This is a genomic window from Dictyobacter formicarum (assembly GCF_016587435.1).
In genome coordinates, this window is record NZ_BNJJ01000011.1 from 40,976 (window position 1) to 65,063 (window position 24,088).

The 24,088-nt window shown below is 49.8% G+C and carries 17 protein-coding genes; 6 read left to right on the forward strand and 11 right to left on the reverse strand.

The features are described 5' to 3' along the window. The first annotated feature begins 243 nt into the window (after window positions 1-243). The gene (locus JMI88_RS19695; protein WP_201363652.1) at window positions 244-474 is read left to right on the forward strand and encodes a CsbD family protein; all 231 of its coding nucleotides are present in this window, start codon (window positions 244-246) and stop codon (window positions 472-474) included. 109 nt (window positions 475-583) lie between these two features. Here JMI88_RS19695 and zwf read toward each other — a convergent pair whose 3' ends face one another. Next, window positions 584-2,173 (reverse strand): glucose-6-phosphate dehydrogenase, encoded by a 1,590-nt coding sequence (gene zwf / locus JMI88_RS19700; RefSeq protein WP_201363653.1) that lies wholly within the window; start codon window positions 2,171-2,173, stop codon window positions 584-586. Between the two features lie 331 nt (window positions 2,174-2,504). On the opposite strand from zwf, the gene JMI88_RS19705 reads away from it, so the two are divergent. After that, window positions 2,505-3,920 carry a dihydrolipoyl dehydrogenase family protein gene (locus JMI88_RS19705; protein WP_201363654.1) on the forward strand — a complete coding sequence of 472 codons (1,416 nt, stop codon included), beginning with the start codon at window positions 2,505-2,507 and terminating at the stop codon, window positions 3,918-3,920. Window positions 3,921-3,969: 49 nt separating this feature from the next. Here JMI88_RS19705 and JMI88_RS19710 read toward each other — a convergent pair whose 3' ends face one another. The 3 genes from JMI88_RS19710 to JMI88_RS19720 all read right to left on the reverse strand — a co-directional run bounded on the left by JMI88_RS19710 (window position 3,970) and on the right by JMI88_RS19720 (window position 8,100). Continuing rightward, window positions 3,970-5,019: a coiled-coil domain-containing protein gene (locus JMI88_RS19710; protein ID WP_201363655.1), complete on the reverse strand. Its 1,050-nt coding sequence runs from the start codon at window positions 5,017-5,019 to the stop codon at window positions 3,970-3,972. 315 nt (window positions 5,020-5,334) lie between these two features. Beyond that, window positions 5,335-6,390, reverse strand: coding sequence for an alpha/beta hydrolase (locus tag JMI88_RS19715; protein WP_201363656.1), 1,056 nt, complete (start codon window positions 6,388-6,390; stop codon window positions 5,335-5,337). 192 nt (window positions 6,391-6,582) lie between these two features. Beyond that, window positions 6,583-8,100, reverse strand: coding sequence for a phytoene desaturase (locus JMI88_RS19720; protein WP_201363657.1), 1,518 nt, complete (start codon window positions 8,098-8,100; stop codon window positions 6,583-6,585). A gap of 392 nt (window positions 8,101-8,492) precedes the next feature. Here JMI88_RS19720 and JMI88_RS19725 point away from each other — a divergent pair, with 392 nt between their 5' ends. Together JMI88_RS19725 and JMI88_RS19730 are read left to right on the forward strand one after the other, a co-directional pair. After that, window positions 8,493-9,908, forward strand: coding sequence for a nicotinate phosphoribosyltransferase (locus tag JMI88_RS19725; RefSeq protein WP_201363658.1), 1,416 nt, complete (start codon window positions 8,493-8,495; stop codon window positions 9,906-9,908). A 180-nt stretch (window positions 9,909-10,088) separates the two neighbouring features. Beyond that, window positions 10,089-10,940, forward strand: coding sequence for a hypothetical protein (locus JMI88_RS19730; RefSeq protein WP_201363659.1), 852 nt, complete (start codon window positions 10,089-10,091; stop codon window positions 10,938-10,940). Window positions 10,941-10,965: 25 nt separating this feature from the next. Here the strand turns inward: JMI88_RS19730 and JMI88_RS19735 are convergent, their stop codons facing one another. From JMI88_RS19735 to JMI88_RS19765, 7 genes are all read right to left on the reverse strand, one after another. Next, complete coding sequence (locus JMI88_RS19735) at window positions 10,966-11,736, reverse strand: CPBP family intramembrane glutamic endopeptidase (RefSeq protein WP_201363660.1); 771 nt, start codon at window positions 11,734-11,736, stop codon at window positions 10,966-10,968. Between the two features lie 758 nt (window positions 11,737-12,494). Continuing rightward, on the reverse strand, window positions 12,495-12,956 hold the full coding sequence (gene ndk, locus JMI88_RS19740; RefSeq protein WP_201363661.1) for a nucleoside-diphosphate kinase: 462 nt from the start codon (window positions 12,954-12,956) through the stop codon (window positions 12,495-12,497). A gap of 26 nt (window positions 12,957-12,982) precedes the next feature. Then, window positions 12,983-13,330, reverse strand: a complete 348-nt coding sequence (locus tag JMI88_RS19745) for a roadblock/LC7 domain-containing protein (RefSeq protein ID WP_201363662.1) — start codon at window positions 13,328-13,330, stop codon at window positions 12,983-12,985. Window positions 13,331-13,378: 48 nt separating this feature from the next. Further along, the gene (locus tag JMI88_RS19750) at window positions 13,379-16,981 is read right to left on the reverse strand and encodes a tetratricopeptide repeat protein (RefSeq protein ID WP_201363663.1); all 3,603 of its coding nucleotides are present in this window, start codon (window positions 16,979-16,981) and stop codon (window positions 13,379-13,381) included. A gap of 23 nt (window positions 16,982-17,004) precedes the next feature. Further along, a complete protein-coding gene (locus JMI88_RS19755) occupies window positions 17,005-18,273 on the reverse strand; it encodes a M16 family metallopeptidase (protein ID WP_201363664.1) in 1,269 nt (422 codons plus the stop codon). Between the two features lie 318 nt (window positions 18,274-18,591). After that, window positions 18,592-19,467, reverse strand: coding sequence for a zinc ribbon domain-containing protein (locus tag JMI88_RS19760; RefSeq protein ID WP_201363665.1), 876 nt, complete (start codon window positions 19,465-19,467; stop codon window positions 18,592-18,594). A gap of 393 nt (window positions 19,468-19,860) precedes the next feature. Next, window positions 19,861-21,957: an alpha-ketoacid dehydrogenase subunit alpha/beta gene (locus JMI88_RS19765; protein ID WP_201363666.1), complete on the reverse strand. Its 2,097-nt coding sequence runs from the start codon at window positions 21,955-21,957 to the stop codon at window positions 19,861-19,863. A gap of 288 nt (window positions 21,958-22,245) precedes the next feature. On the opposite strand from JMI88_RS19765, the gene JMI88_RS19770 reads away from it, so the two are divergent. Together JMI88_RS19770 and JMI88_RS19775 are read left to right on the forward strand one after the other, a co-directional pair. Then, on the forward strand, window positions 22,246-23,226 hold the full coding sequence (locus JMI88_RS19770) for a thiamine pyrophosphate-dependent dehydrogenase E1 component subunit alpha (protein ID WP_201363667.1): 981 nt from the start codon (window positions 22,246-22,248) through the stop codon (window positions 23,224-23,226). An 18-nt stretch (window positions 23,227-23,244) separates the two neighbouring features. Beyond that, the gene (locus JMI88_RS19775; RefSeq protein WP_201363668.1) at window positions 23,245-23,913 is read left to right on the forward strand and encodes a hypothetical protein; all 669 of its coding nucleotides are present in this window, start codon (window positions 23,245-23,247) and stop codon (window positions 23,911-23,913) included. The last annotated feature ends 175 nt before the right edge of the window (window positions 23,914-24,088 follow it).

Consider the following 24,088-nt stretch of genomic DNA (forward strand, 5'->3'; position numbering starts at 1 on the left):
GTCACAAATATGCGTTTTTTATCCTTTCTTTCTATCTAAGATCTTGCTAACATTTATATGCATCTATACTTCACTACAAATGATGTATACAATAATGTCGTTATAATCTACAATTCATCGTACAGTAGAGATTACTTGTATCCATTTGATCCCTCTAATGAGTACCATAAGAGAATGGTGAATGTTAACTTCATCCTAACAAAACAAAAAGTAAGAGAACTTCATTCAAGGGAAACAAAACATATGAGCGAGTACAATAAAGAGGATAAAGACTTAGGTACCCAGGGTAGCGAAGACACGTTAAAGGGTAAGCTGAAAGAAACTGTTGGTAAAGTCCAAAGCAAGATTGGCAAAGCCACAGACAACCCTAAGGAAGAGGCTCGTGGCGATGCTAAACAGTTTGAAGGCAAAACCCAGTCAACTGTCGGTCATACCGAGCGCAAGATTGACAATACCCTCGATCCTAACAAGTAAGGTGTAAGTAACGACTTCTCCCACTGTTAAAATGTATGCTACTACACCAGAAATATAAACGAGCAACCAGTCGGTTGCTCGTTTAATGTGTTTAGCCTCGCTTAGCTGATCAGGGATTTACCCACTCGCGACCATCTCTCTCAATTAATTCATCGGCCTCTTTAGGACCCCATGTTCCCGCAGGATAAGGATAAACGGTTTCGGGCCCCATCTGCTTCCAGGCGTTGATGATACTATCAATGATACGCCAGGATTCCTCGATTTCATCACGACGTATGAACAGGGTGGAGTCGCCCAGAATACAGTCGGCGATCAGACGCTCATACGCCTCCGGCAACTCAATACCAAAGACGGTCTTATAAGAGGCATCCAGATCGATGGTTGCGAGCTCATTGGCTGCTCCCGGCTTCTTTGCACCAATCAATAGAGAGATTCCTTCTTCAGGCTGAATGCGTAAGATCAAGCGATTCGGCTTCATACCGCTAATTGCATCTTTTGAATAGAGCTGGTGGGGCACACGCTTGAATTGAACCATCACCTCGGTGCTACGTTTGGGAAGACACTTGCCCGTACGGATATATATCGGCACATCAGCCCAGCGCCAGTTCTCAATATACAATTTAAGAGCCACAAAGGTATCCGTGGTGGAGTTGGGATCGACCCCTTTCTCTTCTTTATAACCTGGAACCCTCTTACCATCCAGTATTCCAGCGATATACTGACCACGTACGGTCCTCTCGGCTACTTGTTCAGGTGTCAGCTCACCAATAGCCCGCAACACTTTGACTTTCTCGTCGCGAATGTCATTCGCCGAAAAAGCTGCCGGAGCCTCCATGCAGGTCAAAGAAAGAATCTGCATCACATGATTCTGCACAATATCTTTAAGGGCACCTGCATGCTCATAATATTCGGCTCGATTTTCAATACCCAGACTCTCGGCAACCACGATTTGAATATGATCAATATACTTTTGATTCCAGAGCGGTTCCATAATACTATTAGCGAAACGCAAAGCCACAATATTTTGCACGGTCTCTTTTCCCATGTAGTGATCAATACGATAGATCTGATCTTCATGGAAAACACTACCGATGACTTTATTCAAGGTTGTGGCCGATGCCAGATCATGTCCAAAGGGCTTTTCCGTAATAATACGCACCCAGGGCTTTTTCGTCTGCTGGTCGGTGCCATTGCCATTCTGGGACGCCGAGTCCGGCTGAGCCAGGCCGGCCTTGCCAAGCGCTTGAATAATCTCAACATCTGTATCGGGTGGCGTGGCCAGATAATAGAGGCGGTTTCCGCCAGTACCCTGCTCTTTATCCAGCTTTTCAAGCAGTTGCTTTAAGCGTTGATAGCCCTCGTCTTCGTCAAAATTTGATTGGCAATAAAAGAGGCGTTTGGCAAATGCTTGCTTACCCTCATTGTCCAGTTTATCACCTTCAGGCATATATTTGTCGAGCGAGTCGAGGACCATGGAGCGCCATCTATCGTCGTCCAGGGGTCGACGGGCAAAAGCTACAATACAAATAGTCTCTGGCTGGGGATGATCGTGGATAAGGTGGGCCAGGGTTGGTAGAATCTTACGTTGCGCCAGATCGCCAGTAGCCCCGAAAAGCACAATGGCACAGGGATCTGGTGTGCGGCCGCTTTGCCAGATCGTGTGCTTCTTCAGTTGCGGAGCAGTAGCTTGCTGAGTCATAAAGGTATCTCCTTAAGAATACGAAACAATCTTCCCAACCTGTACGTGTCCCCCTACTGAATAACATTGATGCACCCGGGCAAACGTACACGTCTATGATATATACGTACCACACGTATCACACTTTGACATTTAATTCTTTGTTGAGCCAAAAAATGCCCTGAGGGCGCCTTAAGGCACCTGAGCATTGAAAAGCATGCGCGCCCGTCAGCAAAGGAGCAAAGCTATTCCTGGTGCACGGGGAATGGCGCACGCACTTTTTACTTTTACCCGATCGTCAGATAGATATGCATCTTTATGCTACAAAACTAGAGGAGAATATAAAGCCCCCATGGACTATGATATAACCATTATTGGAGGAGGCTCGGCAGGCCTGACTGCTGCGCAGATAGCTCATTCGCTGGGAGCAAAGGTGCTTTTAATCGAAAAAGAACGCCTGGGAGGTGATTGCCTTTATCATGGTTGTGTCCCCAGCAAAAGCCTGATCCATGTCGCTGACGTGGTAACACAGACGCGCCAGGCCGCGCAATTCGGCCTGCAAGGTGGACAGGGACAGATCGATATGGGAAAGGTCGGCCAGTATATCCAGGAGGTTATTGCGCGTGTTGCCGCCAATGAGCAGACATATACTGAAGGGGTCGATGTGGCTTTTGACAAGGTGGTCTTTCAGTCATCCACCACTCTTCGACTCAATGATATAGACATCACTAGCCGCCATACATTGCTCGCTACTGGTTCGCGGCCGGCGATACCTGCTCTAGCCGGCCTGGAAACCATCGATTTCTTGACCAACGAAACAGTTTTTGATCTGACCCATCTCCCCTCTTCTCTGATCGTGCTGGGTGGTGGACCTGTCGGTGTTGAATTGGCTCAGGCTCTGGCACGCCTGGGAACACAGGTGACCATTGTACAACGAGCTCGACAATTGTTGCCACGCGAAGAGCCGGAGGTTGCCGAGGCACTTACCAGTTTGCTACGAGCTGGTGGCATCACTATATATACACAGGCACAACCCCTGCAAATCAGTCAGCAAGACAACAAAAAAATGCTCAGCGTCCAACAAGGGGATAAAGTTCTGCACCTGGAGGCCGAGGAGTTGCTGGTTGCCACTGGTCGCCAACCTAATGTTGCAGGTTTGAATTTAGAAGCGGCTGGCGTTCTTTATACCGAACGAGGCATTTTGGTCAATGATTACCTACAAACAAGTATGTCTAATATTTTTGCGCTAGGTGATGTAATTGGAGGTTATGATTTTACCCATATCGCTGCCTATCAGGCGGGAGTCGCTGTGCGCAATGCGCTCTTACCAATCGGCAAACAAAAAGTCGACTATCGTGTCCTCCCATGGTGTACATTTACCAGGCCCGAAGTAGCTCATATTGGCCTGACACAGGCAGAGGCAGAGCGACACTACAAACATGTACGCGTGGTTACATTTCCCTGGCGTGAGATTGACCGAGCTCAGACAGAAAATGAACAGGCGGGCTTTATTAAATTAATCCTCAAGGGTCGCAAAGAGGAAATTGTCGGGGCACACCTGATTGGCGCACAGGCAGGCGAATTACTGGGAGAACTGGCGTTGGCCATGAAACATCACCTCTCCATCGGCCATATCTACAATACGATTCATCCTTACCCTACTTATAGCACGGGACTCCAACAGGCCACCTTTCAGGCGTACTTGCTTGGCGGCACTGCCATCACCAACCGCAAGCTGATTCAAACTGTTCTGCGCATGAAAAAATAGCCGCGACAAAAACAGGTACCTCCAAATAAGGAGGTACCTTCAATAGGAATCAGACTACGTCGGGAGGAGCGGGAGACGCAATTTTTTTGCGCTGAGGGACACTCTCGCGTACATATTTTAGGAAACGCACGGGTGGGCTGGCCATAATCGCTGCCAGTAGAGCACAGAGGAGAATCGGCAACAGGAGGGCCAGCGTTACCATTCCGGCCAGCGCGACATGCAAGAGCGCCAGACAGGTGAATTGGAGGATAACCAGCAACACCAGTAAACCGGCAGACGTTGAGAGCGAGACCGCCTTCCAACGTGCACGAAAACGATCATCCAACAGCTTCTGGCGTAGCCGTGCCTGCTGGGACGCGCTCTGTTGTAACAAAGCAAGCTGGCACCTTTCCTCGTTGAGACACTGACGCTCCTCAGCCAGAGCTTCCGTCATGCGCTCCATCTCACGCTTTATATGTACCGCCTCGGCCAGATAGCGGTCCCCGTCGCTGCGCGCCCGTAGTCCTACTGTCTGGGCAAAGCGCACCAGGGATTCTGGTGTCTTTGTTTGAGCATTCAAACCATCTAACGTCTGCGCAAGCGCATCCAGGCGCTGCTGGATCTCCTCATCTACGGACTGCTCAAAGCGCTGTACAAAATCTTGATGAACCACTTTCAACGCGGCATATTCATCGTGCAGGCGATTGCGCTCATCCATCAACTCCAGGAGATGCGTCTGATAGTGAGCAATATCCTGCTGATGTCCACTATGGATAACGGCTATCTCGGCATCAAAACGACTCTGTAATTGCGCCTTCTCATCACTTAGTTGCTTTAAGCCTTCCTGCAATTCTTCCAGGGAAGCCCGCAGACGCCGATTCTCTTCACGTAGTTGCACCACCTGCCGCCAGGCTAGTTTAGCTCCAGGTGCTTCCGCTCCAAGAGTAGGAAGAGTATCCGTGTTTTTATCGGACTGCTTCTGCTGTAAAATCTGTTGGCGACGTTCATTCAAAGCACTACGGTGGTCGAATGTACGCGGAAGCTTCTCGAGTGCTTCAGTCGTCTGTGGAAGCTGCTCGAGCGCTTCGGTCGTCTGTGAAACCTCTTCCGCTGAAAACATTTTTACATTTGCTCCTTTATGTACAGCAAAAACATACATAGATGATAGTGCGTAGAATGCAACTACATTATTGAGCGCTCCTTGTAATAGATTATGCACGTAAGTTCGCAAATATTCAAGGGTATAAATTATAAGATGCATCACAAAATGGCTTTTGGCCTATGTCAAGAGATAGAATTTTTCTTGTCTCAAATCAGCTAATACTAGTGATAAAATTATAGTGACATATGAATCTCGGCCATAGACAATAATCTATGGCCGAGATTCATATGAATAACATGTTTAAAATTACATTTAGTGCTCTGCTATTAGTGTCTAGAGTCGACGATGGCGCTCAGGTAAAGCATCAGCGAGATGTTTGGCCAGAAAGGTCTGAATTACAAGGTCATATTGTAAAGGGTTCCAACCATAGGCGCCGCAATGAACATGGGCATCGACAAAGTAAGTCTCGAGAGGAGCCCCACAGGCGGCGGCTTCGGCCATGATTTGATGGGCGTGCTCTATTGGTATCAGATTGTCTCCAGATGAATGAATTAAGAGTATGGGTATAGGATGATACTTTAAAATCTTTTTGGAGCGTTGCTTCCAGCGTTTGAAGCTGGTGTCGGGTCGGGCAACAACAGTAAAACCATAGCGGAGCCGAAACACGATGCGGCTCATACCAACAATGCTCCAGGCGAGTAGCGTTACAAGGAGTTGTGGTAGGGGTAGCTGGGGATAGCGCTTTAGCCATTCATCTACCAGCCGAAAAGCGACCAGGCGGCGCAGAATATCGTCTGAGCGGGCGTAGGGGCTATCCGCGATGATAGCAACAACATCATGATGCGGTGGGGTCAACAGGGCGACCGCCGCTCCCATTGAAAAACCATGAATGATAATCTTACCCGGGAGTGTCTCTGGCTGATGACTGGCCACAAAAATTGCTGCCTCCATATCGCGTACTTCGGCATTCCCGGCTGTGGTCATCACACTTTCGCTATCCCCATGCCCACGAAAATCGAAGAAGAGTACATTGTAACCACGCGAATATTCCAGTTGCGCCACCGGGCGCAGGTGGGAGCGAGAAATGCGATAACCGTGACACAGAATAACCGTTGGCGCTGGCACCGGTTGAGCCCAGAAATCCCCACAGAGGAGTGTTCCATCAGATGCTTTAAAAAGGAGTGAACGCTGCGCCAGTTGCGGAGGTTCTTCAAGCAAAGCGGTAGGCATACCCCAATCCATAGCAGAATCCGGCAAGGGAATATGCGGACGAGAAAATTCTTGAACAAAAAAATGCGCTACAAGTGCCAACCCACTGGTGACAGTAAGCCCCAGAATGCTTGCAGTACTGGTTGCAAGTCCTCGAGCCCATCGATGTTGCCCAGCCATAGACAAACTCCTTTACTTCCAAACTGGATCACCGATTAACATACACATGTCAACCGAACACAAGGAGGTGAAGAGAAGAAGTGGAGGATCTCCAGTTCTTCACCGCACGAAATAGCAGGGCGAGATACTACATTCGCTATCCTCAAAAACATGCTCTGATAGAAGTTATCTCTCAGGATAAAGCCAATATCATTACTTCCCCCTTGACGCCGATGTCAACGACTGCATCTTCTGATTAGAAGTAGTACCTCCAATCATATCTACTACTATTTTACCTGAACTAATGACTCCAGGTAAACCCGCGCCGGGATGAGTTCCGGCTCCGGTGAAATAAAGATTGGCAATATCCTCGCTGATGTTGTGAGGTCGGAACCAGGCCGACTGCGTCAGGATGGGTTCGATGGAGAAGGCGCTGCCGAGATAGCTATTGAGTTCATCGCGGAAGTGGAGGGGATCGATGTAGTGCTCGGTAACAATATGTTTGGAAAGTTCGGGCATATAATGCTCTTCCAGATACCGAACAATCGAGTCGCGATAAGGTCTGGCAGTCGTGATCCAGTCAGTATCGCTTCCCAGATGGGGCACAGGTGATAATACATACCAGGCATCATGACCCGCAGGCGCCAGAGATGAATCGGTGGCTGTTGGGCGATGCAAGTAGAGCAAGAAGTCTTTGGCCAGTACCTTACGTTTAAAGATGTCGTCCAGCAATCCTTTATAGCGTGGCCCCATCAGAATCTCATGATGGGCCATATTTTCATATTTACGATCTGTGCCAAAGTAGAGAACAAAGAGCGACATTGAATATTGCATATTTTTGAGCTTGCGATCGCTGTTCTTCTGGCGAAAACGCTCGGGGATCAACTGCATATAGGTAAAGGCCACATCTGCATTGCTGACAACGATATGGGCCGGGAAAAACTCGCCATCGCGGGTACGGACACCTTCGGCCCGCTTATGCTGCTCGTTAATGACGATCTCGCTTACTTCTCGGCTCAGATGAATTTGACCGCCTAGATCCTCAAACAGCTTAACCAGGGCGCGCACCAGGGCTCCGGTGCCTCCCATGGCAAACCAGACACCAAACCGCTGCTCAAGCGTATGAATCAAAGCATAGATGGACGTGCTCTGGAAAGGATTGCCGCCAATTAGCAATGGATGGAAGCTAAAAACCTGGCGCAGGCGCTCATCCTTGATATACTGGTTAACAAAAGAGGCGACCGATTTTTGGGATTGTAAACGCACCAGGTCGGGTAAGACTTTAGCCATTGAGCTAAAGGTGGTGAAAGGCTGGTCGATCAACTCAAAACCAGCTTTGAAGATCTTCTCGCCCGCCCGCGCAAAGCGTAAATACCCCTCTTCATCTGCAGCATTAAAGTCACGAATCTGCCGCAGCAGCTGTTCGCGATCGGCATTGTAGCGAAAAATTGAGCCATCTTCAAAGCGAATATTATAAAAAGGATCTATAGGTATAATTTTTACATAGTCTTCGATTTTTTTGCCACAAAGTTCAAAGAGATCATGAATGAGCCAGGGGGCAGTAATAATAGTCGGGCCTCCATCAAAAGTAAAACCATCCTGCTCATAGACGTATGCTCTCCCACCAGGTTTATCGCGCTTCTCAAGCACGGTTACCTGATGGCCCTGAGCCTGCAGCCGAATCGCTGCGGTTAAACCACCAAAACCACTACCAATTACAATAATATTCATAGTTGCTCCTCATCATAAATGATGGTGATATGTATCTGTTCAGATAACTTGCTTCGTGCAGGAGTAAGAAGCCACTGAAGTCATAGACAGGAATGAGACTGACCCCCTCTCTTCCGACGCTCGCTATGCATGGTTATCTGTAGCTGGTAACGAGTGAATGCGCTGGCCATACGCAAGGGTCCTATTCTATCGACCAGAGCATTATAGTGATGTCAGAGGCTAGCGAAGAGGGTAAGGCTCAACATATAGTAAACACAAGAATAGTATACGAGAGTGCCCGGCATGAACAAAAAAACCGTACTTGTCTCAGTATGGTACAATGTTAGCACTTAGACTGATATTGTAAAAGGTACACTAAGTAACAGCGCGCGAACGGAAGAAAGGGAGTAGTTATGAATCGTCGTGCCCCTAGTATACATCCGGGATTGATGACAGATATGTACCATCCAGACTCAGCATATGTCTCCTGGCGGACTGGTCAGAATGGATTGACCACCTTTGATCTTTATACGCGCAAGGCTCCTTTCGGGGGTGCCTATCTGCTTGTGGCCGGACTGGAGGCTGCGATAGAGTTTGCTCAATCGTTCCGTTATACAGATGATGAATTGAAGTTTCTGGCCCATATTCGAGATTACGATGCAGCATTCCTCGATGAACTGGCGAAACTCCGCTTTACCGGAGAGATCCTGGCCATGCCTGAAGGTAGCATTGCATTTCCTCACGAACCTATTTTACGGGTAACCGCACCATTTCGTGAAGCCATACTGCTAGAAGCTGGTCTATTACAGGCTATCGGGCTTTCCACCTTGATTGCCACTAAAGCTTCTCGTATCGTCTATGCAGCCGAACAAGGGCACGTTCGACGTGTATCTGAATTTTCGTTTCGCCGCGCGCAAGAACCAATGACAGTGGCACGTGCCTCGTATATTGGAGGATGCTCCAGCACCTCGCTGTTAAATGCAGCCTTTGAATATCGTCTACCGGCTACGGGCACGGTTCCTCATGCTCTGATCGAGATGTATCCTACTGAGAAAGAAGCCTTTGAAGCTATAGCTGAAGCCTATAATCGATATACATTGCTTCTGGATACCTATGATGTACAGCGCGCCATCCATACCGCTATCGAGGTGGGATTGCATTATCAAGAAACGATGGGGCACACACTGGCAGCGGTGCGCCTGGATAGCGGAGATCTGGTGGCGGATACTATCTATGTGCGAGAGCAATTAGATAAGGCCGGCCTGCATAGCGTGCGCATTCTGGCCAGCGGGGATCTAGATGAATGGAAAATTCAAGCACTGATTCAGGGTGGAGCGGCCATCGATTCATTTGGAGTAGGTACGGCGCTGGGAAGTGGCGCGGGATCCATTGAACAGAAAGTAGAGGGCGGCTCGCTAGGCACGGTATATAAAGAAGCCTGGTATGTAGATGATAGAGGCAATGAATATCCCAAAATCAAAATCGCCGGAGATAAGAGTACCTGGCCGGGTAAGAAGGAGATCTATCGCCATCCAGCAGGGAAAGAAGATGTCATTCAGCTAGCCCATGAACCGCGACCGGATAATTATCACCGACTACTCAAACCCGTTGTCCGCAATGGAGAAGTTGTACCAGGCAGCCTGCCGCCACTCACTGAAATCCGTGAGCTGGCCCAGCACAATCTCGGTCAGTTGCCAGAGTGCTACCGGCAGCTCACAGTTACAGAACCATATCCCGTGCGCTTCAGTGAAGGCATCCAGGCGTTGCGCAAACAGGCGTTTGATCTGGTTGGGGGAAACGAGCACAACGCTTCTGACATTTCAGGATAATCGCTCCTTCCCTCTTTATTTGAGAGAGTGCACAAGAAGTGCCCTGGGCGCACTTCTTGTGCACTCTCTCAAATAAAAATCCCTCCTTTCACTAGGATCTCTGGCAACTGATGTGCCTGATAGTGAGCCTGGTTCGTTACAAAAATAGACTCAAAAAAATATAAAGGTAAGGCTATTCTTGTGACAGATACGAATATGCAGTATTCAACACATTCAGATATTATTTCCCAGCAGCAAGAAAATGCATCCAGCACACAGGTCGTCATCTGGACGCCGCCATTTATTGTCTTCTTCGCCTCCTTGCTCGGTTTTGGATTGGGTATTGCTAGCCTGATAACATTCATCTGGCTCAATAGCGGCCTCTACTCTATCGAGCGTGTCGCCATGATCTATAGTGTGGTACTCATAGTTGCCTGGCTGATAGTACTCCTCACCGCTCACTCCTGGTGGGTGCGTGGTGGCGCCTTGTTTGGACTCATCTGGGCAGCCTGCACCTTTGGAGAATTCTGGCTGAGCAAACATGGCGTAGGCTCACAGGACCCATTAACGATCCAAATGCGAGCCGCTACCAATAGCGCCTTGCTCGCCTGTGCGCTCTGCATCTCAGTAGCTCGCATCCGCCTGAAACTATGGGATGCCGCCTTACTCTGGCTATTGTTGTTGGCCCTCTGTGCCTACCTTGGCTATAGCTATCTCAAAGTGCCCGCAGGAAGCAACTCACTCTTATTTATCGAGGGAAGAATTGTATCCTGGGCACTCTATCTTAGCGTTGCGGTCTGGTGGCTACGCCCTTCTTGCTGGCGTGACCAGCCAGGGCTTACCTTTCTGCTAGGTCTGGCTGCGATCCTGCTTTTCTTCCTCAATAGATCCAGCACCTTAAACACAGAACAGAATGTTTTTTTCTTGCAAGTATTCTTTCTCTGCCTCTTACTCGGAGCTGTCAGGGTTTTCCAGGGAGAGTGGCGTATACATCGTCAGAGATCTAGTAGCCAACCCCTCGCAGTCAAGAATAAGAGGCAACACAGCCTCTGATGGGACTCCAATGATGAGTATAAAATCAGATATGGATGCCATGTACAGTCAGAATAATCAGAAGTGCGCTCAGGGCATTGTTTAAAAAGTGCAAAAAGAATCCTGGCCAGTAGGAACCAATCAGTAAACGTAAGCCAGCCAGGGCGATACCAATGCAGAAAAGGACCGGTAGCGAGGCAGGATCGCCATGGGCAACCCCAAAGATCAAAGCGCTCAAGATCACCGCCACCGCCGGTTGCATGCCGTTCTTGAGTCCCATGAATGAGAAGCTACGAAAAAAAATCTCCTCACAAAAAGGCGCCACAAAGACCGCCGTGAACAATGAGGCATAGGTCGTGATGGGCGCGGTCTTCGCACGCTGCAATACAAACTGGTCGTTCGTTTGTAGGGGCAAATGGAACGTTGTAATCAGATATGTATAGATTTGATTAAGTAAAATGATCAGGACCAACGAGCCAAGTACGAGCAACACTGTTAGCCCCACGTTAAAATGGCGAAAACCCAACAACTGCCAGACTGAACGCTGATTAGAGATGGCTGTCTGGCTATAACGCCGAGCATAAAAAAATGGCGCGATCAAAAAGGCGCTGTAGATCACCAGCGAAAAAATGAGCGAGACAATGGCGTTGGCGGCATCCACCTGCGGATTGAGAGGCTTAGCAGCCTGGCTTGTAGTGCTGGTGCTGAGAAGAGAGCTTACGACTGTAAATGAAATCCAGGGGATCAATGTAAAAAAAATGCCTTTAAAGGTCTGGTTGGTAGTCCAGGGGACACTGTCAAACTTCTGTTTAAGCAAGAGCTTACTCCGATTTTTTCATAATCAATTATACCATTACCCCCCTCAATCTGTCTGTAGTCATACCCCTATTACTACAGAAAAGATATGGTATACTAGGTGCAAACCATCGTTTTCACATATAGCACGTCACATATAGTTAGGAAGGATACCTGGTTGGCAGGGACAATCGAAACAAATCCAGCAGAAAATTCCAACTGGCGTAAGCACAAAAACGCTTGCCCGTTTTATCGGGAACGCTGGTTTCCATGCAATGATGTGTCAGGAGAACCAATGTATCAGGTGTTCTGCCTCAAAGGCACTCCACCTGAGACTCTTGAGGAACAGGAAAAATGTTTCCGTAGCAAGTCTTGTTGCTGGCGTCTCAGCAAAAAAAGAAAACAGGCACAGCACACTGCAGCCGAGGAACCAGTTACAGCGGCCGGGGCGGCTTCACATTAAGCGCATCAGGCGTATACTAGATCGCCGATATCAATCCACGATCCACGTCCACCCAGAGCATGCGTCCCGATAAACATACAACAATTTATCAGGATCTGAGCACTCGCAGAGAGTATCTGAATAAAGATCCCGCTCATCCTCATTATACACGCTATCGCCTTCATCCCTTCATCCATATAGTGCCCTGCTTTGTCAGGTTAATATATGTTTGTCAATGCGGCTGCAAGGAACGATAACATGAAAGAGGAGACCAGGGAACAACCTTCTGCCGGGAGGTTGTTCCCTGGTCTCTTTTATGTAGCAAACACTATACTTATTTAGCGTTCAGTGGAGTTGTAGACGTAGTCCTGCAGGATGTCGTCGTACTCAAAGAGCTCTTCAGGTTTGAAGAAGCGGGGCACCTCAACCAGGGCTGTCTCCAGGGAATCCGAGCAGTGGATCAGGTTGGCCTGCATGCTCATGGAAAACTCGCCACGAATAGTGCCAGGGGCAGCCTCACGTGAATTGGTGACACCAGTTAACAGGCGAACGGCATCCACACATTTGTAGCCCTCGACACAGATCGCGACCACAGGGGTACGCTGCATAAAGGACTTCACTTCTGGGAAGAATGGACGGCTAACCAGGTGGCTATAGTGCTCATTCAACAGCTCGCTTGAAAGGCTCATCAGCTTCAAGCCAACCAGCTTGAGGCCTTTGCGCTCCAGGCGAGAAATAATTTCACCGACAAGATCTCTTTGTACCGCATCGGGTTTTAGCAAAATTAATGTACGTTCCATAACGTTACAGAAACTCCTTGTGTATATTAATAACTGGCAACCAATTGGGCCAGCTGCCGGCAGGCTTTTTTCATCTCTACGCGTACGCGCCCAAGATTTCCTGCACCTTGTGTTGTGACAATGAGGATCAGGTCACCTGCTTCTTCCATTTGGATTGTACCAGCTTTCGTCTCGACAATCACGTGCCTTGCCTCACCATTATGTACCTGGGCAGTTAAATCCCCAATGGAGCCAAAAGCGGCGGCAGCCATTGCACCAGTAACTTCCTCGTCCTCGCTATGTAGTATACCAGAGACAATCAGGCCATCTTTCCCAACAAGAATCGCGTCATGTACCTCTTCGAGGTCTGTTAAACGTTGCAGGATGGTTTCCACTTAAAGACTCCTTCTCTTTATGGATGATGTGTCCACACATCACCGATCTTAGCCCTTTGCCTTCTTAGCCATTGTCAGCGCCTTATTATACGCTTCCATCGCCTGTAAGTACTCTCCCTGGCGCATATATGCATCGCCCAGGACGCGATATCCAGAAGAATAGTTAGGTGCCAGCTTCAGCAAAGCGCGAACATTACTAACGACCTCGCCAAGCAATTCAGGAGCATTCCTGATAATCACGCGATACTCTTGCATCGCATTGTCAAAATCCCCAACTAATTGAGCCTGGTAACCTCTAATCAAGCGCTCACGATGACTAATGTTGCCACCGTTGTCGGCAGCACGCTGTCCCGTTCTCTCACTGCCATGATTACGGTTTGTGGCAGCGTTGCCCAATTCACGAGTAGTTGTACGCTGCATAGGCTGTAAACGTACAGCGGGTCGCTTCATTGTAGTTTCTAGCTCGCTATCTAACAAGGGATTCGCACGCGCTACAGGTGCCGCAGGTTCTATGGCTGCCCTATCCGATGGCTGGAAAGCTGCTGCTTCAGCAGGCTGCGGTGGCGTCACAGGCGGCTGCGCCGGCACGGATTCAGGCTGCAGTGGCATCACGGGCGGCTGTGCAGCTTCAGCGGCTGGCTGGCTAGAAACTTGAGCCTCTGAAACAGAGGTACTATCCGCCGCCGGGACCGTACCTAGAGCGGCTAGCCAGGATGGCTCGACAGATGGAGCCTGCGACTCAACCAAAGTCGGCTCGGCTGGTCGAGGAAAGAAATGTCCCAGTTCCGCCAATACAGAAGAGAGGGATGAATCAGGTTCAGCAGAGGGTGAATTGCTGGCACTGTCTGCCGTCTCTTGCGGTTGCTCTGCTACTGCCTGCCCATTTTCCTGGGTCTGAGCAATGCTGGCCAGCGAATTTGGTTCGAGTGGAGTAAAACCACGTGAGAGCAGTTTCTGCTCTAACTCCTCCAGAGTAGTGACCAGATTTTGCTCATTACTGGCTTGCTGGCTATCTTCTGGCTTGACAACAGGTTCACGTACTGGCTCCTCCTGTGCTGCTGGTGTGGTCGCATGCTGCTGCGTGCCGCTAGCCAGTTGCGCCAGCCAATTATAATCGATTGCCTGCGACTGCGCCTGGCGATTTAGTATGGCCCAGGGATCTTCCACCGGCTGCTGAACAGGCTCTGCGGCTGACGAGCTTTCTTCTGACTGTAGAGGCTCTGCATAAGCAGGTGCCTGAGATTGCACATCGTGCCAGGAAGGCTCGGACTGCTGAGTAGGCTCCTCATATGTTGCAGCGGAATTCTGACTGGATGAGGAGGCACTGCTCTGGCTTAATTGCTGCATCCAGGAAGGCTGCTCAAATGTTTCGGACCCACGATTAGCCTGTGATGAAGACCAATAATCCTGGCTCTCAGCTGGTTGTTGTGGTAGCTGAGACGGAGCATAAGCCGCCTGCCAGGCAGCCCAGGGATCGTTTTCAGTGGGAGAGCTCTGTGACTCTTCAACCAGCTGATTCAATGCAGACTCCGCAGATGCAGCAGCCGCTGGCGCTTGCTCCTGTGACTGCTCCCTGGACGCGGCACGAGCCTCCGGCTGTGCCTCAACCGGCGCCTGCTCCCATGTTGGACTGCTCTGCTTCTTCTGAGCCTGGGATGGAGATTCCAACAGCCAGGAAGGATCATGGAAACCTTGCGCCTTTGGCTGCACAACTGGTTGTTTCGGCTGCTCCCACGATGCACCACTGCTCTTTTGTTGGGTCGAAGGCAGTTCCCATGATGCACCGCTGCTCTTTTGTTGGGTCGAAGGCAGTTCCCATGATGCACCGCTGCTCTTCTGGGTCGGAGCAGGACTTTCAGAGCGAAGAGCTTGAGCTTCAGTAGAGGCTGCCGCAGCCTCCTGTTGCTGTGAAATGTCGCCGGACTGTTGCTGTGCTAATTCAGAGAAGTCATACTCACCAGTACCATCCAGGGAAGCCGCACCGAGAGATTTCAGCCAATCTGGACCAAAGAGTGATTCTTCCTCTACATCTTCTTCATCAGACTGCGCCGTACGAGCCCGCTCAGGAGTGGCCTCGGCGGCTTTTGTGGCCTCGGCAGGAGTTTGAGATGGAGCAGGAGGTGCCGTTGGTGGTAATACTGAAGAAGCAGGCGCCTGCACAACAGGATCCGCACTTAAAGCATCCTCAGTTACAGCTAGTTTCTCTACAGAAGGCTCCTCGGCCACTGGTTGATCTGGCTGCGATGGCTGATGCTCATCTTGAGTCAGCATATTTAACCAGGCGGGAACCGCTGTGCTGCTTTTTGCCTCTTCAGGAATAGCAAATGACCATGATTGGCCAGCATCCTGTCCAAACTGGTCACCAGCAGGAAAGTCTGTATCCTGGCTCTCAGAAGCAGTGGACTCCGAAGGCTGCGGAACAAAGCCAACTCCACTCATGCTCGGCCAGGATACAGCATTGGAGTTCTCCAGGCCAGGATCAGAGGCCTGTTTGACTACGTCGGGACTAATACTATTCAAAGCGTTTTGCAACAGTTGCCAGGGCTCAGCTTGATCGGACTGCACATTGGCCGCTGATGGCTGCGGCTGAGCAGGCGCGCTCCAGACATCACTATCCCTGGAAGAGGTTCCGCTATGTGAAGCGCCAGAACCATTGGGCGTGAGATCTTCAGACATCCAGGAAGGTATTGATGAAATATCATCCTGTGGCGGACCTTGATTTGAGCGCGGCTTCACCAGCGTTTCATCATTGTTCCAGCTCGCATTACTGCCCCAGGAAGATAAAGCATCCGCGGAAACCGAGGCGCCTGCAATATTTAATTCTGCAAAAGCATCCGCTGTTTGAGATGACGCTAATTTAGCTGCTGAATCGGCTGCGCCCAGCGTTGCAGGAGACTTGCTCAATAATTTAAGGAAAGGGTCACCAGTCTGTTTTGCCAGGTGGTCGGCAAATAAATCATGAGCGAGCACCAGATCCGGATCCAGCGCTTCCACCTGCTTGATTAACTCTTGTGAGCGCAGCATATCCTGTGGCGCCGTCACATAGGCCAGTAACAATAACGCCTTGATGCATCCCGGCACATCCTGAAGAATCTGTCCTGCAACCTGGGTGACCCGATCATAAAAACCCTGCCGCCAGTAGACTTCCAACAAACCAGTGCGCGCATCCAGACGATCGGGAGACATCGAGAGCACGACATCCCATTCCTGGGACGCCTGAGTAAGCAAATCACCTCTCATATAGAGACGCGCAAGGCCTGCACGCGAGAACATAAAACCCTGCTGCCCTACCTTCTCACTCAGTTGATTAAATGCCTGGCGAATCTGCCCATTACCCCGACTTAGTTCATACGCCTGCTGGTAACAATCCAATGCTGTATCATAATCAGACATGCGCTCACTCACAAGCGCGCGACTACAATAAGCAATTACATTTTCAGGATCATTGGTCAACACCCAATCAAAGGCCTGTTGCGCATCTTCCAATTTACCTTGAGCCAGATATACCTCACCAAGAAGACGCTGCGCCTCAAGCGATTCCGGGAAAAAAGCCAGAACGTACTGACAACTGGCAAGAGCTTCATCGACGCGTTTCGAACTAATTGCCTCCTCGATCTCTTGCAAATAATCACGAAGCGTTATTTGTGCCATAAAACTTGGTCTCCTCTTCCCGCTTATGCACCTGCGAGCAATTTTTTAAATTGCTCAGTCCGATGGGGAGAATCTGGCCCAATAATCGCCAGACGACGCCATTCAGGGGCAAAGCAGTTCCGCGCTACACGCTGTATATCCTCAACAGTGACAGCATCCACCTTTGCAATTACCTCGTCCACGTTCCACACGCGGTTATAGAGGCATTCCTGGCTTCCCAACCAGGAAGCCATTTGTTGAGTTCCTTCTAAACCGAGCAGAATGCCACCTCGAACATACGCTTTTATTCGCTGCATCTCATCAGCAGGTACTGGCTCCTGGCGCAGTCGGGTAAGTTCAGCAATGATCGCACGAACAGCCGCCGGTGCCCGCGAGGGATCAACCCCGGCACTTACAACCAGGCTACCAGTTTCATAATAACTATTAATATAACTCCCAATATCGTAGGCCAGGCCTTGCTCTTCACGAATCGACTGGAAAAGACGTGAGCTCATTCCATCACCAAGGATACCATTAATGAGCAACAGAGGATAATAGTCCGAGGAGGCATACGCAGTTCCAAGCGTCGCTAAACAAATATTTGTCTGCTCCGTATCTTTTTGAATCATGCGTACGGGGGGAACACCACGGGGAGGAAAACTTTCACTCCAGAGGGGATGATCCGCAGGCTCCCAGTCATCAAATAACCGTTTTACCTGCTCAATAACTTGCTCGTGATCAATATTGCCCGCTACACTGAGCACCAGGGAATTTGGCCGATAATAGGTACTCAGGTAATCCAGCATTTGCTGGCGTTGTATACGCGAAACAACCTCAATCGAACCAGCGTCATCCCGCCCTAAAGGCAGGCCAGGCCACATTACCTCGTCAGCTAAAAGATTGACCCACTCTTGTGGATCATCCTGGGTGGCGCTCAGTTCCTCAATAATGACGCTGCGCTCTTTCTCCACTTCCGCGTGGTCAAAAAGTGGGCGTCGAATCATATCGGCCATAGCCTGCAGCACCACCGATAAATATTCACCGGGCACACGGGCAGTATAGTTGGTAAGCTCTTTACCAGTACTCCCATTAAAACTACCACCCACCCCTTCAATCGCATCGGAAATGGCTTTCGCACTTGGATATTGTTGCGAACCCTTAAAAAGCATATGCTCAATGAAATGAGAAACACCAGAGATATCCTCTGGCTCATAGCGAGAACCAACATTAAAAAAGAAAGCGATACTCGCGGAGCGCATACCAGGCATATGAGTGGTAAGTAGGCGTAGTCCATTATGTAGTGTTGTTCGCACGTAATTCATTCGCTAATTGGGCACAGAGCCTCATTCATATGTGAAAAGAGTGCCCCGATCTCCTTGTAGTACCTGATCAAAAAAAATACTGATACAAATTCCGATAGTTTAGCTGTTCTTCGATTTCCTGCATACAAATTTAGATTACTCGCAGTATTATAGACGGTTTAGCAGGCTGCCGCAACAGGAAACAAACGGAATAGGAAGAAAAGCCGCAAGCTTGACCAGCGAGTCAATCAGTTCAAATGAGCGCGCGAGCAGCGGTGCGAACGGTGTGGATGGAGTGACAATGAGCACACTCCATCCAAAAAAGGAAGATTAAATCAGGCCGATATCGTCAGCCAGTCTACCCAGGCCGCCCAACATTCCATCATCATCATCACGGCGATGATGATGATGATGACCACCCAGACCAATGTTCTCCTCAATTTGATTTTCGATGCCATGCATCAACATTTCGCCACCCAGAACTGCGGCAGCCCCACCCAACGCCCCCATGGCGAATTTACCGCCATTTCCTTGCATAAAACCGCCAATTCCCCCTTGTTGGCCCTGCATGGGCATTGTAGCGGGCGTTGGCACAACACCTACCAGGCTGGTTCGACAACTGACACAGTTTGTTGAGCCGACCGGTGCCATCGCCATGCAGGTTGGACAATGCAGGACAAGCGGTTGCTGCCCAAGCATTGGCTGCGCCTGATAGCCACCCTGCCCATAGGGCTGAGGCTGTTGTGGATATGGCTGCGCATACGGCTGCTGCTGGTAAGTAGGATTAGGAACAGGAGGAGCGTATTGCCCTGACTGATTACCCAGCGGCGTACCACAGCTACCGCAAAATCTCATATTGGCTGCATTCATATGGCCGCACTGTCTGCATTGCAGACCCGAGGATTGGGCCGGCAAATGCATATCATGACCGCATTGCGTACAAAACGCGCTTTCTAACCCAACTTGCGTATGGCACGCTGGACAAAGGCGAGTCGCTGGTGGAGGTGGAGTCATGGAAGCTGCCGCAGCCTTCAATGACGCACCACAATGCATGCAAAAAGACGCATCTGCGCGCACCTCACCCTGACACTGAGGGCAGTGTCGAACAGCGGCGGCCATCTCGGCTGCTGGCTGCACAGCATTACCACACTCAGGACAAAACTTCTTACCAGTTACATTAGTTCCACAAAATGTACACGTTGCCATTCCGCGCCTGCCTTTCGCAACGTAGAACGTTGTATTTGCTACCTATATATGTAAACGCAGTGTAACATAGTTTCTTCAATTCGTCGAGCCATATATGACAAATCTTCATCTTTCTTCTTTTCCCTGATAGATAATCCAGCCAAAAAGAATTCAGCGTGTGCCTGAGAACCATACTTTTCGTGCCTTCAAGCTGAGGCAAGGAGGAGGAGGAGATCATGCCCCCGGCATGCTCGTCATCCCCCGGCATGCTCGTCAGCACCTATGATGCTATGCGCATGCGCTCGCCCGTACGGGGCGCTTTGTCTGGCATATTATTGCCTACAACATGAGAGGCCATTGCTCGTTGCCAGATAGGCAACGAGCAATGGCCTCTCATGAAGCTATCTGCTGGAGCTATTCAGCTAACAGTTCGCTGAGTTTTGCTTCAATGGTCATAGCGGTTGGATAGAAGTTCTCTTCTTCAGTCGCACTATAGGGCGACGGAGGAGCGGGAACTGCTGCTAAGAAAGCAGGTGTGCCATCCAGATCATAGAAGCAATTCTGTACAATCCAGGAATGAAGATGGCGCCCAAAGCTGGTCAGGTCGATCTCTTCGGTTACGACGATCACGCGATTGGCCTCTTTGACGGCCGCTGCTACGGCCTCTTTATCAAAAGGTTCCAAAGTGCGCAAATCTACAACTTCAATGCTGACGCCAGAACGCCTGGCCATATTGACAGCCGCTGTGCAGGACTCCAGGACCATCGTACCCCAGGCGATAATCGCGACGCTCACAGGTCCCTTACCAAAACGCAGACGCCGAGCCTTGCCAATAGGCAATGTATAATAGCCCTCGGGTACATTCCAGTATTCGGCCATCTCAGGGATGATCTTACCATCAGCATCTTTCGGTGGCTCAGAGCGATAGAGACGCCCACGCTCCAGAAAAGCTACCGGCGATTGCGCGCGCGCCGACTCTAAAAGCAGACCCTTAGCGTCAAATGGCGAGGCGGGGCAGACAGTAATCATGCCTGGAATATTAGTAAACCATTGTTCACCTGTGTTGGAGTGCCCATAGGCACCACCGCCAGCGGTACTACTGGAGATCGGACCGCCACCACCACTACCAGACTTGGTGCGAATCAGCAATGGGGAATTCCAGTTGCCGTTTGTCTGGTAAGGAATGCGTGCAGCCAGTCGAATCGTCTGCGTGGCGGATTGATGATAATCCACAAACTGGATTTCAGCGCAGCGAGCCTTCCCATCGCGCAAGCCTGCTCCGGCGGCAATACCCACAATCATTTGCTCATTCAACGGACTGCTAATCGCGCGGCCAGGAAGTTGCTTGACCAGCGAAGCTGTCGCGCCAAAGACGCCCCCTTTAGGGCTTCCAACATCCTGCCCATACACGAAGAAACCGGGATCGCGTTGCGCCAACTCAACCAGCGCCTCATTGATCGCTCCCAGCATGGTCAGTGTACGCCGATTCCCACGCGGTGTATTCTCACGCCACTCGGGTATGTTTATCACGTGATCAAGCACGCGATCAGGGCCAGGCTCAGGCTCTTTCAGGATCTCCTGCTCGACACTCTCTAATTGAGCTCGGATCTCTTTCCGCGTACGCTCAATATCGGCCTCTTGCAATAGCCCCTTCTCAATAAGCCAACGACCAAAGTTCTTCACTGGATCTTTGGTCGCTGTTGTCTGCTCAATCTCTTCTTTTGTACGATACGAACGAATATCGGTACTACTTGAATGCGGATCAAGAAGACCCAGGCGTAAATGCATAAGAGCGGGTCCCTTGCCCGAACGAATATGCTGAACCAAACGACAGGTCGCCTCATAGGTCGCAATCACATCAGTACCATTGACCTCTTCAGCGTACACATTGCCCGCATTAGCCCAGTCGGCCAATGAACCCGACCATTGATTTCCGCCAGGCTGGGTGATGGCCCAACCGTTATCTTCAACAACCATCAAAATAGGAAGACGATGAATACCAGCCTGTCGGAACAACACAGTAAAATCATTTGTTGCTGCCCCACCGTCGCCAGTGGAACACAAAATTAAAGAATCACTCTTGTCTTGTTTTAAAGAAAAACCAACGCCACCTGCAAATGGACATAATCCAGCAACTTCACTCATACCTGGAAGAATTCGATGCTGCTTACTGGCATAATGTGCTGGCATATTGCGGCCACCATTCATTGGCCCGGTTACACGCGAATAGGCCTCTCGCAAAGGCCCATACACATCACCGGTCCGTTGTAACCAGGCACCTAAATCGCGATAATATAGCGCAAGCCAATCATTTTCGTTCAGAGCCGCAACTACGGCAGCCATCACCTCATGCCCGGCACAACCAATGTAAAAAGGGAATCGTCCCTGCGTTTTACGTGTTTTCAGTAAGTCATTAATGACCCTGGCGGTGACCATGGTGCGATAGAGCGTAACGACATCCAGCGGCCTTGCTGGCGTCTCTGTCTCTGTAGCTCGAAGATTCGTTGTCATTTTTGTACTAATGCCTCCACATATTTGTCTGCGTTGACGCTGTAGGCTTCATCGATACTCCTAATATAATAAATCACAACACCATTATAATAGTTGATGGCTTTGAAAAGCAATAATCACTCCTTTTTTCACTATTCGACAGGCAAAGGAAAGCACATACTAGACATTCTCTCTGGTTGAGCACTATAATGTGTCTAACTATTTTTTTTCATCGGAACATGTCTCACCAGCGAAATACTGGTTGATGGCAGAGAAGATCATGGGTATCTAAAAGAGATGTATCAGTAAATGACGAGCATAGCTCCATCTTCAGCAGTTTTACGGGATCTCTACACCAAGATGCTCCTAACTCGCATCGTCGATGATTGCGCATGGAGGTTATACGCACAGGGATACATCGATTTTGTTACCAGCAGTCGTGGGCATGAAGCAGTTCAGGTTGGCAGCGCGGTCTGTATTGAGGTCGGGCAAGATTTTACTTTACCCTATTACCGAGACCTGGGAGTAGTTCTAACCATCGGTATGACTCCCTATGAGGTTTTTCGGACATGCTTGCATTTCCAACGTCAACAACAGACAAACAACAAAAAGGGGGCAGAACCGTCCTTTCAGCATTGGGGCTACCAGAAACACAATACCATTACCGGTCCGGCGCCTGTCGCTACCCAGTTGTTACATGCCGCTGGCATCGCTTTTGCCAGCAAACTTCGTAAGGCCGCGGTAGTTACGATTGCTTATTGCGGCGATGATGCCACAAAGGAACCTGATTTTGCAGAAGGGATGCGCTTTGCCGCCCAACATGCGCTACCCGTGGTTTTTATCTGTGAACAAGATTGCACTCAGATTTGGGATACAGATAACTTTGCCACTTCCCTTCCCCCCTCTTGCCTACCTAAAGACGCACTGCCCGCAGGAATCGCCTATCAACGGATTGATGGCACAGACATTGTCGCTGTCTACACTGCGATGCGTCAGGCAATGCAATATGCACGCGAGGGACATGGCCCGACGTTTCTAGAAATGGCGATTACCCGCTCTCAACCGGCTGTACTACTTCCCTATGGAAAAGATCTCTCCAATAGAGTACAGTATGCGCCTCCTCAATCCAACGCAGGAAAGCTCTTTGATCCTCTGGTGCGATGTCAGCACATCCTACAAGAGCAAGGCATATGGGATGATGAATGGGCCGCCCAACTTTCTACACGCATGATGACCGAAGTTGAGCGAGCACTCCAAAATGCACTACGCGATACACTCCAGTCAAAATGAGAAAGCCGAGCAGAGGACATGACATTTTCACGCCTGGAAAGTATTGATTTGCGACACCTTACGACCAATCAGCCTTTTTGCGCTGGCGTCATTCTGCTACAACAGGGTCAATTGATAGTAAGGCTCAATACTGACTACCTTCCCTCTCCAAAGGGAAATAATCAGACCTCCGCATACCGGATCAGGGGCCTGGGTGGGGATCAGAGACAAGGAGAAACGATCTGGGAGTGCGCCTTGCGGCAAGCTGAGGAAAAACTTAAAGTTGAGCTTCAGTTGCTATCTCCACCTTCTACGTATTTCCATGAAATAGATACAGGTGAGCAGTATGCTGTTACATCGACTGATGCCATTCCTCCCTTCCTACTTGAGTGCCAAAGTAATTTATATCCCTATACTCCTTTACGCCCTGGATTGCCTACAGGCCCTTACACGTATTATTGTTTATTCTTTGCCCGGACTTTGCAACCAGTTACTCATCCCGGGACAACCGAAGGTCTGTTATGTATTAGCCCTGACCTCTGGCCAGCCTTGCTGCAGCAACCTACGTTAGAGAGTATTCTGCAACAAGGGGCCACCATTATTGAGCAGCATGAGCTTCCACGCCAGCGCCAGCTCTGGGTTCCGACCTGGGAATCTATTACGCTGGCCGCATCTCTGCTACAGAAACATCCCGATTTATTATACTAATCCCAGGAGCACATCTCTGGCTATTTAACCTCTAACAGCAAGTTGTAGGGATGCGCATAAAACAACCTGACAAGCAAGCAACACGAAAGATGACGCGCGTCATCTTTCGTGTTGCTTATCCAGCCAGATTAACTAAGAGCCTTTGATACTGCGATTAAGAGACTATGATTCTCGG